The following is a 13,038-nucleotide window of genomic DNA, read 5'->3' as shown; positions in this document are numbered from 1 at the left end:
GTCGTTCACCCGGGCATCCTACCGGGGCTCACCACGAGACCGGCAGCGCCTTGCCCTCCTCGTAGCCGGCCGCCGACTGCACGCCGACCCGCGCCCGCTCGCGGAACGCCGGCACCGTGTCGGCACCCGCGTACGTGAACGACGAGCGCACGCCGGCGGTGATCATGTCGACGAGGTCCTCGACGCTCGGCCGCTGCGGGTCGAGCAGGATCGTCGACGACGAGATGCCCTCGGCGAAGAGCCGCTTGCGCGCGAGCTCGTAGGCGTCGAGCTGGCCGAAGCGCCCGAGCACCGCGCGCGTCGACGCCATGCCCCACGACTCCTTGTAGAGGCGGCCCTGCCCGTCGCGCTGCAGCCGCCCCGGCGCCTCGATCGTGCCGGCGAACCACGAGCCGATCATCACGCTCGAGGCGCCGGCGGCGAGCGCGAGCGCGACGTCGCGCGGGTAGCGCACGCCGCCGTCGGCCCACACGCGCGCGCCGAGCTCGATCGCGGTCGCCGAGGTGTCGAGCACCGCCGAGAACTGCGGCCGCCCGACGGCCGTCATCATGCGCGTCGTGCACATGGCGCCCGGACCGACGCCCACCTTCAGGATCGACGCGCCCGCCGCGACGAGGTCGCGGACGCCGTCGGACGAGACGATGTTGCCCGCGGCGACCGGCACGTCGTCGCCCACCGCGGCGCGGACCGCCTCGAGCGCTCGCAGCATCCCCTCCTGGTGGCCGTGCGCCGTGTCGACGACGATCACGTCGGCGCCCGCGTCGACGAGGGCCTTCGCCTTCGCTCCGGGGTCGCCGTTGATGCCGACCGCGGCGGCGACGCTCAAGCGGCCGGATGCGTCGAGGGCGGGACGGTAGATGTCGGAGCGGATGGCGCCGAGGCGCGAGGCGATCCCGACCGCCCTGCCCTCCTCGACGACCGGCGCGACGTCGACGCCCTCGCGCTCGAGCGCGGCGAACATCGAGCGGCCGTCGACCGCGTCCGCCGGCGACAGGTGCGGCAGGTGCGAGTGCAGCAGGTCGCCGAGCCGCGCGTCGCCGAGCGCCGAGCCGAGCCGCTCCGCCGGGATCGCGCCGAGCAGCGTGCCGTCGGCGTCCTCGACGACCACCGCGTGCCCGGCCATCGCCGGCACCCGCTCGAGCACGTCCTGCACGACGTCGTCGGCGCTCGCCCGGTGCGGCGACTCGAGCCGCACCGGCTGCGCCTTCACCCAGTCGATCGACGCGACCGTCTCGTCGAGCGGCGGGTCCTGCGTGAGCACCGCCATGCCGCCGCGCCGCGCGAGCGTCGCCGCCATGCGCGGGCCGGTGACCGAGCTCATGTTCGAGGCGACGATCGGCAGCGACGCGCCCGTGCCGTCGTCGGGCGAGAGGTCGACGCTCATGCGGGAGCCGACGTCGCTGCGGCTGGGGACCAGGAACACGTCGGAGTAGGTGAGGTCGTGCTCCGGCAGGTCGTCGATGAAGCGCATGCCACCAGGGTAGAGCGGTCAGTCCTTCGCCTGACCCCAGTCGTCGACGACCGCGGTCTGCACCGGGAAGTCGACCGGGAAGTCGCCGAAGAGCACGCGGCCCGCGAGCGCCGCCGCCTCGCGCACCGACTCGGCCACCGCATCCGCGTGCTCCGCCGGCGCCTGCACGATCACCTCGTCGTGCAGGAAGCACACGAGCGCCGCGCCCTCGACGTCGCGGATCGCGCGGCGCACGCCGGCCATCCAGGCGAGCGCCCACTCGGCGGCGGTGCCCTGCACGACGAAGTTGCGCGTGAACCGGCCCCAGGCCCGCGCCTGCCGGGCGCCGCGCTCGTCGTCGCGCCAGCGCGGCGGCAGCGGCGACGTGCGCCCGAGCCACGTGCGCACGCGCTCGCGCCGCTCACCGGCCCGCGCCGCCTGCTCGACCGCCGCGAGCGCCTTCGGATAGGCGCGGGCGAGGCGCGGCAGCACCACCGCCGACTCGCCGGTCGTGCCGCCGTAGAGGGCGCCCAGCATGCCGAGCTTGCCGTGCTGGCGGCTGTCGACCACGCCCCGGTCGACGAGCCCCTGGTAGAGGTCGGCACCGCGCCCCGCCTCCGCGAGCGCCTTGTCGCGGGCGAGCGCGGCGAGCGCGCGCGGCTCGAGCTGCGCGGCGTCGGCGACCACGAGGCGCATGCCGGGCTCGGCCGCGACCGCGCCGCGGATCTGCCGCGCGATCTGCATCGCCCCCGAGCCCTCCGTCGCCCACCGGCCGGTGACGACGCCTCCCGGCACGTACTCGATCGCGAGCCGGCAGCGGCCCCGCTCGTCGACCCGCGCCCACCGCTGCGCCCACGCCCAGCCGTTGGCCGTGTGGAGCCGCGAGAGCCGCTTGTACGCCAGCAGCGGCCCGATCGCGGGGTGCTCGAGCTCGCGCAGCTCCCATCGCGACGTCGAGGACGCGTCGAGGCCGGCGCGCCGCAGCGCCCGCAGCACCTCCTGCGGCGAGTCGGGGTTGAGGCCGGGCTCGCCGAGCGCGGCGCGCACCTCGCCGGCGAGCTGCTCCATGCGCCGCGGCCTGCCGCCGGCGCCGGCGCCGCGCTCGCCGAGCGCCTCGACGAGCAGCGCATCGTGCCTCGCGCGGTCGAACGGCAGGCCCTCGCGGCCGAGCTCGGTCGCGACCACCGCCCCCATCGACTCCGCCCCGGCCAGCATCGCGAGGCCCGTGTCGGCCCCGATCGCGCGCTCCTGGGCGCCGAGCTGCAGCGCGAGCTCGCCGAGCGGCTCGGCCTCGGGCGCGAGCGAGAAGAGGCCCTCGGCGTCGCGCCGGAGCGGCCGCGACCAGCGCTCCTCGAGCGGGAGCCCGCGCGCATCGACGAGGATGCGGTGCACGAGCCGCACGTCGCGCGCGCGCTCGATGCGCACCCCGGCCGCGAGCAGCGCCGGCACGACCGCCCGCGCGTCCTGCCACACGAGGCGCGCGCCCGCCTGCGCCAGGCGCTCGTCGTCGGCGATGCGCTGCGCGTCGTGGGCGCGCACGTCGACGGCCCGCTCGCCGTCGAGCGTCGCCACCGCCATGCGCTCGCCGTGCGCCAGCGGCACGACCGCGACATCCATGGCCCGAGGCTACGCCGCGCCGCCCACGCGCTCGCGCGCCCATAGCCCCCGTTCACCGGCGTGGTGCACCATGTCCCTGGAGGCAGTGCGATGACCGCGCAGGTGGTGGTGCTCAACGCGACGCTCGAGCCGATCGGCGTCGCCTCGCTGCAGCGCGCCGTCGCCTTCATCGTCAAGGAGCGGGCGCAGATCATGCTCGCCGCCGACGGCACGATCCGGTCGAACTCGCTCGAGCTGCCCGTGCCGCGCGTCGTGGTCTTCAACGAGTACGTGCAGATCCCCCACACCCGGCTGTACGACCGCATGCCGTGGAGCAGGCGGGGCGTGCTCGACCGCGACCGCCGCCGCTGCGCCTACTGCGAGGGGCCGGGCGCGACGATCGACCACATCCACCCCGCCTCGCGCGGCGGCGCATCGACGTGGCTCAACACCATCACGGCGTGCGTGGCGTGCAACGGCGCGAAGGGCGACCGCACGCCGAGCGAGGCCGGCATGCCGCTGCGCTTCGAGCCGCGCGTCGTGTGGCGCCGCGAGGTCATGCTGCTCGCCGTCGAGGCCGCCGGCGTCGACCTCACGGAGCTCGGCCTGCGGCACTGAGCGCGGCCTCAGCGCGACTATGCTGGAGGGCGATGTCGCCGCGGACTGCCTGCGGCATGCCCGAGAAGAACATCGGAAGAGGCGATCGATACCGTGTCCAGCCCGGCGGACGACAGTGACTTCGGAGCGAACGAGTGGCTCGTCGAGGAGCAGTACCAGCTCTTCGTGAAGGACAGGGGGTCGGTCGCCCAGTCGTGGTGGCCCATCCTCGAGCGGTACGCCGCGCAGCGTGACGGCGGCGGTGCTGCCACCGGCATGAGCGAGGCGCCCAAGGCCGCGACCGCGACCGCCACGGCGGAGCCGCCGAAGCCCGCGGCGGCGACCGAGGCGCCCGCCGCTCCCGCCGCGACGCCCGCCCCGCCCAAGCAGCCCGCGCCGCCGCGGAAGCCCGTCCGCGCCGAGTCGCGCCCCGACCAGCCCGTCGACTCCGGCGAGGGCCAGCGCAACCAGGACGCGCCGCAGGAGAACACCGAGGGCCAGGCCGACACGCCCGCCCCCGCCAAGGCCGACGGCGGCATCGTCGCTCGCACGACGCGCCAGGCGGCGCGCCCGAAGCCCGTGCCCGCCGACGCGCCGACCGCGAGCGACAAGCAGGCGGCGAAGGAGGCGAAGCCGACCGAGGAGCCGGTCGTCACCACCCTCCGCGGCATGCCGAAGTCGCTCGCCGCCAACATGGACAAGTCGCTGTCGGTGCCGACCGCGACGAGCGTGCGCACCGTGCCGGCGAAGCTGATGATCGACCAGCGCATCGTCATCAACAACCACCTGCGCCGCACGCGCGGCGGCAAGGTCTCGTTCACGCACATCATCGGCTACGCCCTCGTGCAGGCGCTCAAGGCCTTCCCGAGCCAGAACGTCTACTACGACGAGATCGACGGCAAGCCCGCGATGGTCGCCCCGCCGCACATCAACCTCGGCATCGCGATCGACATGCCGAAGCCCGACGGCTCGCGCGCGCTGCTCGTGCCGAGCATCAAGAGCTGCGAGACGATGGACTTCTCGGAGTTCGTGGCCGCCTACGAGGCGCTCGTCAAGAAGGCGCGGGCAAACAAGCTCGAGGCCGGCGACTTCGCCGGCACCACCATCTCGCTCACGAACCCGGGCGGCATCGGCACCGTGCACTCGGTGCCGCGCCTCATGCAGGGCCAGGGCGCCATCATCGGCGTCGGCGCGCTCGACTACCCGGCGGAGTTCATGGGCTCGAGCCCCGAGCGGCTCGCCGAGGCGGGCATCGGCAAGACGGTCACCATGACCTCGACCTACGACCACCGCGTGATCCAGGGCGCCGGCTCGGGCGAGTTCCTGAAGATCGTGCACGGTCTGCTCGTGGGCGAGCAGGACTTCTACCGCGGCATCTTCGCCGACCTGCGCATCCCGTACGAGCCGATCAAGTGGTCGACCGACGTCTCCGTGCGCGCCGCCGACGAGCTCTCGAAGCAGACGCGCGTGGCGCAGCTCATCAACTCGTTCCGCGTGCGCGGCCACCTCATGGCGGACATCGACCCGCTCGAGTACGTGCAGCGCACCCACCCCGACCTCGAGATCGAGCAGCACGGCCTCTCGTTCTGGGACCTCGACCGCGAGTTCGTCACCGGCGGCTTCGGCGGCAAGCGCTCGGCGCTGCTGCGCGACATCCTCGGCGTGCTGCGCGACACCTACTGCCGCACCATCGGCATCGAGTACATGCACATCGCCGACCCGGCGCAGCGCCAGTGGTTCCAGAGCCACCTCGAGGTGCCGTACGTCAAGCCCACGCACGACGAGCAGATGCGCATCCTGCGCAAGCTCAACGAGGCCGAGGCCTTCGAGACGTTCCTGCAGACGAAGTACGTCGGCCAGAAGCGCTTCTCGCTCGAGGGCGCCGAGTCGATGATCGCGTTCCTCGACGCCGTGCTCGCCGGCAGCGCCGAGGCGGGCCTCGACGAGGTCGCCATCGGCATGCCGCACCGCGGCCGCCTCAACGTGCTGACCTCGATCGCCGGCAAGACCTACGGCCAGGTGTTCCAGGAGTTCGAGGGCGCCGCCGTCTTCCAGGGCTCCGGCGACGTGAAGTACCACCTGGGCAACCAGGGCGAGTTCACCGCCGCCGACGGCTCGACCGTCCCGGTCTACCTCGCCGCGAACCCCTCGCACCTCGAGGCGGTCAACGGCGTGCTCGAGGGCATCGTCCGCGCCAAGCAGGACCGCATCGGCGACGGCGAGCACTCGGTGCTCCCGATCCTCGTGCACGGCGACGCGGCGAACGCCGGCCAGGGCGTGGTCTTCGAGACGCACCAGCTGTCGCAGCTGCGCGCGTACCAGACCGGCGGCACCATCCACCTTGTCGTCAACAACCAGCTCGGCTTCACGACGCCCCCGAGCGAGTCGCGCTCGTCGACCTACGCGACCGACATCGCGAAGTCGATCCACGCGCCCGTGCTGCACGTGAACGGCGACGACCCCGAGGCCGTCGTGCGGGTCGCCGAGCTCGCGTTCCAGTACCGCCAGGAGTTCAAGCGCGACATCGTCGTCGACCTCATCTGCTACCGCCGCCGCGGGCACAACGAGGGCGACGACCCCACCATGACGCAGCCGCTCATGTACTCGCTCATCGAGGCCAAGCGCTCGGTGCGCACGCTCTACGCCGAGAACCTCGTCGGCCGCGGCGACATCACGAAGGACGAGTACGAGGCGGCGCAGGCCGACTTCCAGGGCAAGCTCGAGCAGGCGTTCATGGAGACGCACGCCGCCGCCACCGGCTCGATGCCCATCGTCACGCCGCACGCCGAGCAGGCGGTCGCGGGCGAGCCCGAGACGACCGGTGTCGACGCATCCGTCATCGCCGCCATCGGCGACGCGCACGGCAACGCGCCCGAGTCGTTCACGGTGCACCCGAAGGTCAAGCAGGTGCTCGACAAGCGCGTCAAGGCGAGCCGCGAGGGCGGCGTCGACTGGGCGTTCGGCGAGCTGCTCGCGCTCGGCTCGCTGCTGCTCGAGGGCACGCCGGTGCGCATGTCGGGCCAGGACACGCGTCGCGGCACCTTCGTGCAGCGCCACGCGGTCATGCACGACCGGCACAACGGCCAGGAGTGGCTGCCGCTGGCGAACCTCGGCGAGCAGCAGGGGCGCCTGTCGATCTACGACTCGCTCCTGAGCGAGTACGCGGCGATGGCCTTCGAGTACGGCTACTCGGTCGAGCGGCCCGACGCGCTCGTGCTGTGGGAGGCGCAGTTCGGCGACTTCGCCAACGGCGCGCAGATCGTGATCGACGAGTTCCTCGCCTCGGCCGAGCAGAAGTGGAACCAGCAGTCGTCGCTCGTGCTGCTGCTGCCGCACGGCTACGAGGGCGCGGGCCCCGACCACTCGTCGGCCCGCATCGAGCGGTTCCTGCAGCTGTCGGCCGAGAACAACATGACGATCGCCCGGCCGTCGACGCCCGCGAACCACTTCCACCTGCTGCGCCGCCAGGCGTACGCGCGCCCGCGCCGCCCGCTCGTGGTCTTCACGCCGAAGGCCATGCTGCGCCTGCGCGACGCGACGAGCGCGGTCGAGGACTTCACGAGCGGCCGCTTCCAGCCGGTGATCGACGACCAGCAGGTGCAGGATGCGGGCGCCGTCACGCGCGTGCTGCTGCACTCGGGCAAGATCCACTACGACCTGAAGGCCGAGCTCGCCAAGCGCGGTCGCAGCGACATCGCGCTCGTGCGGGTCGAGCAGCTCTACCCGCTGCCGGTGGACGAGATCAACGCCGCCGTCGACCGCTACCCGAACGCGCAGCTCGTCTGGGTGCAGGAGGAGCCGCTCAACCAGGGTGCGTGGCCGTTCGTGCACCTGGCGCTCCCCCGCCACCTGCACGGCCGCACGCTCAAGGTGGTCGGCCGCGCCGCATCCGCGAGCCCCGCGACCGGCTCCGCGAAGCGCTCGTCGCAGGAGCTGCAGGCCATCCTGGAGGCATCGCTCGGCTGAGCATCCTTCGGCTGAGCAACGCCTCAGCGCCGCCTGACGATCCCCGCATGAGTCCGCTCATGCGGGGATCGTCGCTTGCCGCCCCCATCCATCCCGCGCATACTCTGTTCTAGAACGGTGTTACGACGGTCGAGCGGGTGGTGCAGGTGGTCCAGGTGCAGGGAGCTGCGGCTCCGCCCGGAGTCCGCGCTCGCGCTCGCGCCGCCGCCGCCCTGACCCTCCCCGGTGCGCAGTCGCCCCGCGCGACGCAGACGCTCGCCAGGCGGTTGCAGTGGGAGCGCCGCAGCCGCATCCGCCTGGTGGCGTCGGACACCGCGATCGTGCTCGCCGTGACGGCGCTCGTCGCCCTCGGCGGCCTCGACACCGCCGCCATCGAGGTCGCCGCCTGGCCCGTGGAGCCGGCCCTCGCAGCGCCCCTCGCGACCATGATCGCGTGGCTCGTCGCACTCGCGGCCTTCCACTCCCGCGACTCGGCGATCCTCGGCGGCGGCGCGACCGAGTACCGCCGCGTCGCGCACGCGACCGGCATCGCCTTCGCCGTGCTCGCGGCCGCCGCGCTCGTCGCCGAGTGGCCGGAGCTGCGGCTGCAGCTGCTGCTCGCACTGCCCGTCGGCCTCGTCGGCCTGCTCATCAGCCGCTGGCAGTGGCGGCGCTGGCTGCTCGCCCGGCGCCGCGAGGGCGAGTGGGCGTCGCGCACCATCATCATCGGCGACCGCGACGAGGTCGCGTACGTGCTCGAGCGGCTCGGGGGCACCCGCGACCTCGCCTACCGGGTCGTGGGCGCCGCGGTCACGGGAGACCCCGGCGACCCGCTCGAGCTCGACGGCCGGCCGGTCCCGGTGCTCACCTCGAAGGCATCGATCGCGGAGAACGCAGAGCGGATGGGCGCCGACACGGTCATCGTCGCGGCGAAGCCCGACGCCGATCCCGACTACCTGACGCGCGTCAGCAGGCAGCTCGAGGGCACGTGCGCCGAGCTCGTGCTCTTCAGCAGGCTCACCGACGTCGCGGGGCCGAGGATCTCCTTCCGGCCCGTCGACGGCCTCCCGCTCGTCCAGGTGCGCATCCCCACGTTCGAGGGCGGCCGCCACGTGCTGAAGCGCGCGCTCGACATCGTCGTCGCGACCTGCGCGCTGCTCGCGATCGCGGTGCTCGCGGTGCCGATCGCGATCGCGATCCGGCTCGACTCCCCCGGCCCGGTGCTGTTCCGGCAGCAGCGGGTGGGGCGCGACGGCCGCACCTTCGGCATGCTGAAGTTCCGCACCATGCGCATCGACGCCGAGCAGCAGCTCGAGGCCCTGCGGGCGCAGAACGAGGGCGCCGGCCCGCTGTTCAAGCTGCGCAGCGACCCCCGCGTCACCCGGGTGGGCGCCGTGCTGCGCAAGTACTCCCTCGACGAGCTGCCGCAGTTCTGGAACGCGCTGAAGGGCGACATGAGCGTCGTCGGGCCGCGGCCGCCGCTGCCCGGCGAGGTCACCGCCTACGACGGCACCGTCATGCGCCGGCTGTACCTCAAGCCCGGCATCACCGGCCTCTGGCAGATCAGCGGGCGCAGCGACCTCTCGTGGGACGAGAGCGTGCGGCTCGACCTGCGCTACGTCGAGAACTGGTCGGTCATGCAGGACCTCATGATCATGGTCAAGACCGCCCGGGTGATGGTGCGCCCGGCCGGCGCGTACTGAGGCGGCCCCCGATGCGCATCGCGATGCTCGGCACCCGGGGCGTCCCCGCCGCCTACGGCGGCTTCGAGACGGCCGTCGAGGAGATCGGCTCGCGGCTGGCCGCGCGCGGGCATGAGGTCACCGTCTACGGCGACCGCGCGCATCCGCGCCTCGACGAGCACCTCGGCATGCGCCTCGTGCACGTGCCGTCGCTGCCGGTGAAGCAGCTCGAGACCCTCAGCCGCACCGGGATCGCGACGCTGCACGCGATCGCCGGCCCGCCACCGGACGCCGCGTTCGTCTTCAACGCCGCGAACGCGCCGTTCGTCTCGCTCCTGCGCGCCCGCGGCATCCCCGTCGCGGTGCACGTCGACGGGCTCGAGTGGCGGCGCGCGAAGTGGGGCGGCGCGGGCCGCGCCTACTACCGCTGGGCCGAGGCCCGCTCGGTGCGCACCGCCGACGCGCTCATCGCCGACGCTCCCGGCATCGCCGACTACTACCTGCGCGAGTTCCGGGTGCCGACCGAGCTCATCCGCTATGGCGCGCCGGTGCTGCACCGCTGCTCGACCGCACCGCTCCGGGCGCTGGGGCTCGACGCCGAGCGCTTCCACCTCGCGGTCGCGCGCTTCGAGCCCGAGAACCACGTGCTCGAGATCGTCGAGGGCTACCGGCGCAGCAGCGCCCGGCTGCCGCTCGCGGTCGTGGGGTCCGCGCCCTACAGCGCCGACTACACGCGCGCGGTGCGCGACGCGGCCGACGGCGACGACCGAATCCGCCTCCTCGGCGGCATCTGGGACCAGGAGCTGCTCGACGCGCTCTACGCCCACGCCTACACCTACGTGCACGGGCACTCGGTCGGCGGCACGAACCCGTCGCTGCTGCGCGCGATGGGCGCCGGCACCGCGACGATCGCCTTCGACGTCGACTTCAACCGCGAGGTGCTCGCCGACGACGCGTGGACCTTCCGCGGCCCCGAGCAGCTGGCCGCGGCACTCGCGCGGGCGGAGGCCGACGAGCCGCTCGTCATCGCGCGGGGCCTGCGCGCCCGCGAGCGCGCTGCGCGCGCCTTCCGCTGGGAGGACGTCGCCGACGAGTACGAGCGGCTCGCCGAGGAGCTCGCGACGGGCGCGTCGATGCATCCGCTCGGGCGTCGCGCGCAGCGGGCAGGGCGCGCGGCGGAGGCCACGGGGATCGCGCAGCCGGAAGTGCTGCTGTGACCGGCAGGCACGCGGGTGGCGGGCCCGACGGCGCGTCGATGCCGGCCGTCGAGCCCGGGCTCGCGTTCGTGACGGTGGTGTTCGAGCCCGAGCTGCCATTGCTGCGGCTGCAGGCGCGCTCGTTCCGGCAGCACCTCGCGCCCGACGACGTCGCCGAGCTGGTCGTGCTCGACAACTGCGCGGGCGGCATGGGCAGATCGGCGCAGCGCGCCGTGCTCGACGAGCTGGGCGAGGAGCTCGCGGCGCGCACCGCCTTCGTCCGCACCTCGGCCCTCGGGGTCGACGGCGGCACGAAGGGCTGGCGCAGCCAGCAGGCGGCGAAGCTGCTCGTCGCCCGCCGCCTCCGGAGCGAGCACATCGTGATCCTCGACGCGAAGAACCACCTGATCGGGGCGGCCTCCGCCGCGGACTTCGTCGGCCCCGACGGCCGCGTGCACGGCGCGACCCACCCGTACACCGAGCATCCGCTCCGGGCCGACCTGGAGCGCACGCTGCGGTACCTCGGCGCCGACGACGCCCGGATCGCCTCGCTGCTCGAGGCGTTCCCCCCGACCACCACGCCGTTCGTCATCCGCACTCAGGACGCGCGCAGGATGCTGGACGACGTCGAGCTCACCTCCGGCCGGCCGTTCGGCGAGGAGTTCGAGCGCGCAGGGCTCCTCGAGTTCTTCCTCTACTCCGGGTGGTGCATCCTGCGCGGATCCGGCATGCCCGTCGACGGCGAACCCATCCGGGCCCCCCTCGTGTGGCCACGGAAGGCCGACGAGCGGGGCGCCGCCGAGGCCATCCGCGACGCGAGCGACAGCGGCGCCGCCTGGTTCGCCGTCCACCGCCGCGCCCTCGCGCGCGCCGATGGGGCGACCACCGACCGGATCGTGGCGTTCTGGGTCGAGCGGGGGCTCATGACCGCGCCGGAGGCGCGCCGCTTCGTGCGCCGCTTCCGGCTCGGGTACATCCCCGCCGTCGGCCGGGCGCGGGCGGCGGAGCGCCTGTCACGCCTCCGCAGCCGGTGAGCCACCGGCCCGCACGAGCCGCCGGCGTCCCCACGCCGTGCGCCGCGGGGTCTGCACGTAGTAGGCAGCGCGATGGCTCGTAGTGCGCGCCTTGTTGAGCACGATGCCGAGGATCCTGCCGCCGGCGGACTCGATCGAGCGGATCGTGTTCGCGAGCTGCGGACGCCGGGTCCGGGACGCATCGACCACGATGACCACGCCGTCGACCAGCGGCGCCAGCAGGTTGGAGTCGGCGACCGTCAGGACCGGCGGGGAGTCGATGAGCACGACGTCGTAGCGGTGCGCGGCGCTGTCCAGCAGCGAGCGCAGCGCGAGCGAGGTGAGCACGGCGGCCGGGTTGGGCGGCAGCGCGCCGGTCGTGAGCACGTCGGGGCCGTCGTCGCGCCACGGCACGACCGCCTCGGCGAGCTTGACCTTGCCGAAGAGTGCCGTGGTGAGCCCGACCTCGCCGTCGATGCCGAAGAGCTCCGCGACGCGCGGGCGACGCAGGTCGCCGTCGATGATGAGGGTGCGCTCGCCGGCCGCCGCGAGCGTGAGCGACAGGTTGGCGGAGAAGGTCGACTTGCCCTCCGACGGGGACGCCGAGGTGATGAGCAGGCGGCGCGACTGGCCGTCGAGCGCCGAGAAGGCGAGCGCGGACTGGATGCGCCGCATGTCCTCCGCCACCGGGCTGTGGGGCTCCCGCGCGACGATGAGGCCCGCGGCTCCCGCGCGCTTCGTCCTCGTGACCGCGCCGAGCACCGGCAGGTTCGTGACGCGCGCCACCGCGGCCTCGTTGCGGACCCGCGTATCGGCCATGGTCGCGACGAAGGCGGCGAGCGCGCCGACGAGGAAGCCGACGGCCGCCGCGAGCAGCGCGTCGCGCGGCTTGTTCGGCACGGACTGCACCTCCGGCGGCACGGCGTCGTCGATCACCGAGGCGCTGATCGTCGCGGCACCGTCGGTGCTCTCCGCCGCGACCTCCTGCACGACCGCGGCCAGCTCGTCCGAGACGGTGTTGGCGATCTCCGCGGCTCGGTCGGGATCGGTCGAGGTGGCCGTGACGTCGAGGATGACCGTGTCCTGCGGGATCGTGATGGCGATCGATCGCGCCAGATCGCGAGGGGTCGTCCCGAGTGCGAGCCGCTCGATCACGGGCTCCAGCACCCGCGACGAGGTCGCGAGCCTCGCGAACGACAGCATCTGGTTCTGCGTGTAGGCGGAGCCCTGGTTGAGGTCGGCTCCCGAGGTGCCCTGGTTCAGCGCGAAGTAGAGCGACGCCCGCGCCTGGAACTCCGGCTCGACCGAGGACGACACGAGGTACCCCGCCGCACCGCCGAGCACGGTGAGGCCGGCCACGAGCGCCCAGAACTTGCGCAGCGCCTCCCAGACGTGGCCCAGCGTCCACTGCGCCGGCTCGGAGGCGGTCATGCCGGCGCACCGATCGCGGCAGCGCGCCCCGGGCGCGCGATGAGGACGCCCTCGCGCAGGAGCATGAGCCTCATGTCGGAGAGACTACCCACGGCGGGGCCGACTTCGACCCCGGCCACGGCTATCGT

Annotated in this window: 8 protein-coding genes; 5 read left to right on the top strand and 3 right to left on the bottom strand. The window is 73.7% G+C overall.

The genetic code is table 11. The features are described from left to right. Nucleotides 1–28: 28 nt before the first annotated feature. Together J2X49_RS07520 and J2X49_RS07515 are read right to left on the bottom strand one after the other, a co-directional pair. Nucleotides 29–1,471 carry a GuaB1 family IMP dehydrogenase-related protein gene (locus J2X49_RS07520; RefSeq protein WP_310124516.1) on the bottom strand — a complete coding sequence of 481 codons (1,443 nt, stop codon included), beginning with the start codon at nucleotides 1,469–1,471 and terminating at the stop codon, nucleotides 29–31. A gap of 18 nt (nucleotides 1,472–1,489) precedes the next feature. Beyond that, nucleotides 1,490–3,067 carry a bifunctional 3'-5' exonuclease/DNA polymerase gene (locus J2X49_RS07515; protein ID WP_310124514.1) on the bottom strand — a complete coding sequence of 526 codons (1,578 nt, stop codon included), beginning with the start codon at nucleotides 3,065–3,067 and terminating at the stop codon, nucleotides 1,490–1,492. Nucleotides 3,068–3,157: 90 nt separating this feature from the next. On the opposite strand from J2X49_RS07515, the gene J2X49_RS07510 reads away from it, so the two are divergent. The 5 genes from J2X49_RS07510 (at nucleotide 3,158) to J2X49_RS07490 (ending at nucleotide 11,500) form a co-directional block, all read left to right on the top strand. Next, on the top strand, nucleotides 3,158–3,664 hold the full coding sequence (locus tag J2X49_RS07510) for an HNH endonuclease (RefSeq protein WP_310124510.1): 507 nt from the start codon (nucleotides 3,158–3,160) through the stop codon (nucleotides 3,662–3,664). Nucleotides 3,665–3,757: 93 nt separating this feature from the next. Continuing rightward, entirely contained in the window at nucleotides 3,758–7,609 is a 3,852-nt protein-coding gene (locus J2X49_RS07505) for a multifunctional oxoglutarate decarboxylase/oxoglutarate dehydrogenase thiamine pyrophosphate-binding subunit/dihydrolipoyllysine-residue succinyltransferase subunit (RefSeq protein WP_310124508.1), read from the top strand. Nucleotides 7,610–7,908: 299 nt separating this feature from the next. Further along, nucleotides 7,909–9,291 carry a sugar transferase gene (locus tag J2X49_RS07500; RefSeq protein WP_310124507.1) on the top strand — a complete coding sequence of 461 codons (1,383 nt, stop codon included), beginning with the start codon at nucleotides 7,909–7,911 and terminating at the stop codon, nucleotides 9,289–9,291. An 11-nt stretch (nucleotides 9,292–9,302) separates the two neighbouring features. Next, entirely contained in the window at nucleotides 9,303–10,487 is a 1,185-nt protein-coding gene (locus tag J2X49_RS07495; protein ID WP_310124505.1) for a glycosyltransferase, read from the top strand. Beyond that, complete coding sequence (locus tag J2X49_RS07490) at nucleotides 10,484–11,500, top strand: hypothetical protein (protein WP_310124504.1); 1,017 nt, start codon at nucleotides 10,484–10,486, stop codon at nucleotides 11,498–11,500. Before J2X49_RS07495 ends, J2X49_RS07490 begins: the two co-directional genes overlap by 4 nt. Here the strand turns inward: J2X49_RS07490 and J2X49_RS07485 are convergent. Continuing rightward, a complete protein-coding gene (locus J2X49_RS07485) occupies nucleotides 11,480–12,910 on the bottom strand; it encodes a polysaccharide biosynthesis tyrosine autokinase (RefSeq protein ID WP_310124502.1) in 1,431 nt (476 codons plus the stop codon). The two genes, J2X49_RS07490 and J2X49_RS07485, sit on opposite strands and share 21 nt — an antisense overlap. Nucleotides 12,911–13,038 lie beyond the last annotated feature (128 nt).

It is taken from the genome of Agrococcus sp. BE272 (assembly GCF_031457935.1).
In the GTDB taxonomy this organism is placed as follows: domain Bacteria; phylum Actinomycetota; class Actinomycetes; order Actinomycetales; family Microbacteriaceae; genus Agrococcus; species Agrococcus sediminis.
Note: the sequence above shows the minus strand (reverse complement) of the source record. Positions and strands in the feature narration are given on the sequence as shown.

Excerpts from the sequence above, each read along its gene's own strand:
- J2X49_RS07520 (WP_310124516.1), bottom strand. The coding sequence starts at position 1,471 with ATGCGCTTCATCGACGACCTGCCGGAGCACGACCTCACCTACTCCGAC.
- J2X49_RS07515 (WP_310124514.1), bottom strand. The coding sequence starts at position 3,067 with ATGGATGTCGCGGTCGTGCCGCTGGCGCACGGCGAGCGCATGGCGGTG.
- J2X49_RS07510 (WP_310124510.1), top strand. The coding sequence starts at position 3,158 with ATGACCGCGCAGGTGGTGGTGCTCAACGCGACGCTCGAGCCGATCGGC.
- J2X49_RS07495 (WP_310124505.1), top strand. The coding sequence starts at position 9,303 with ATGCGCATCGCGATGCTCGGCACCCGGGGCGTCCCCGCCGCCTACGGC.
- J2X49_RS07485 (WP_310124502.1), bottom strand. The coding sequence starts at position 12,910 with ATGACCGCCTCCGAGCCGGCGCAGTGGACGCTGGGCCACGTCTGGGAG.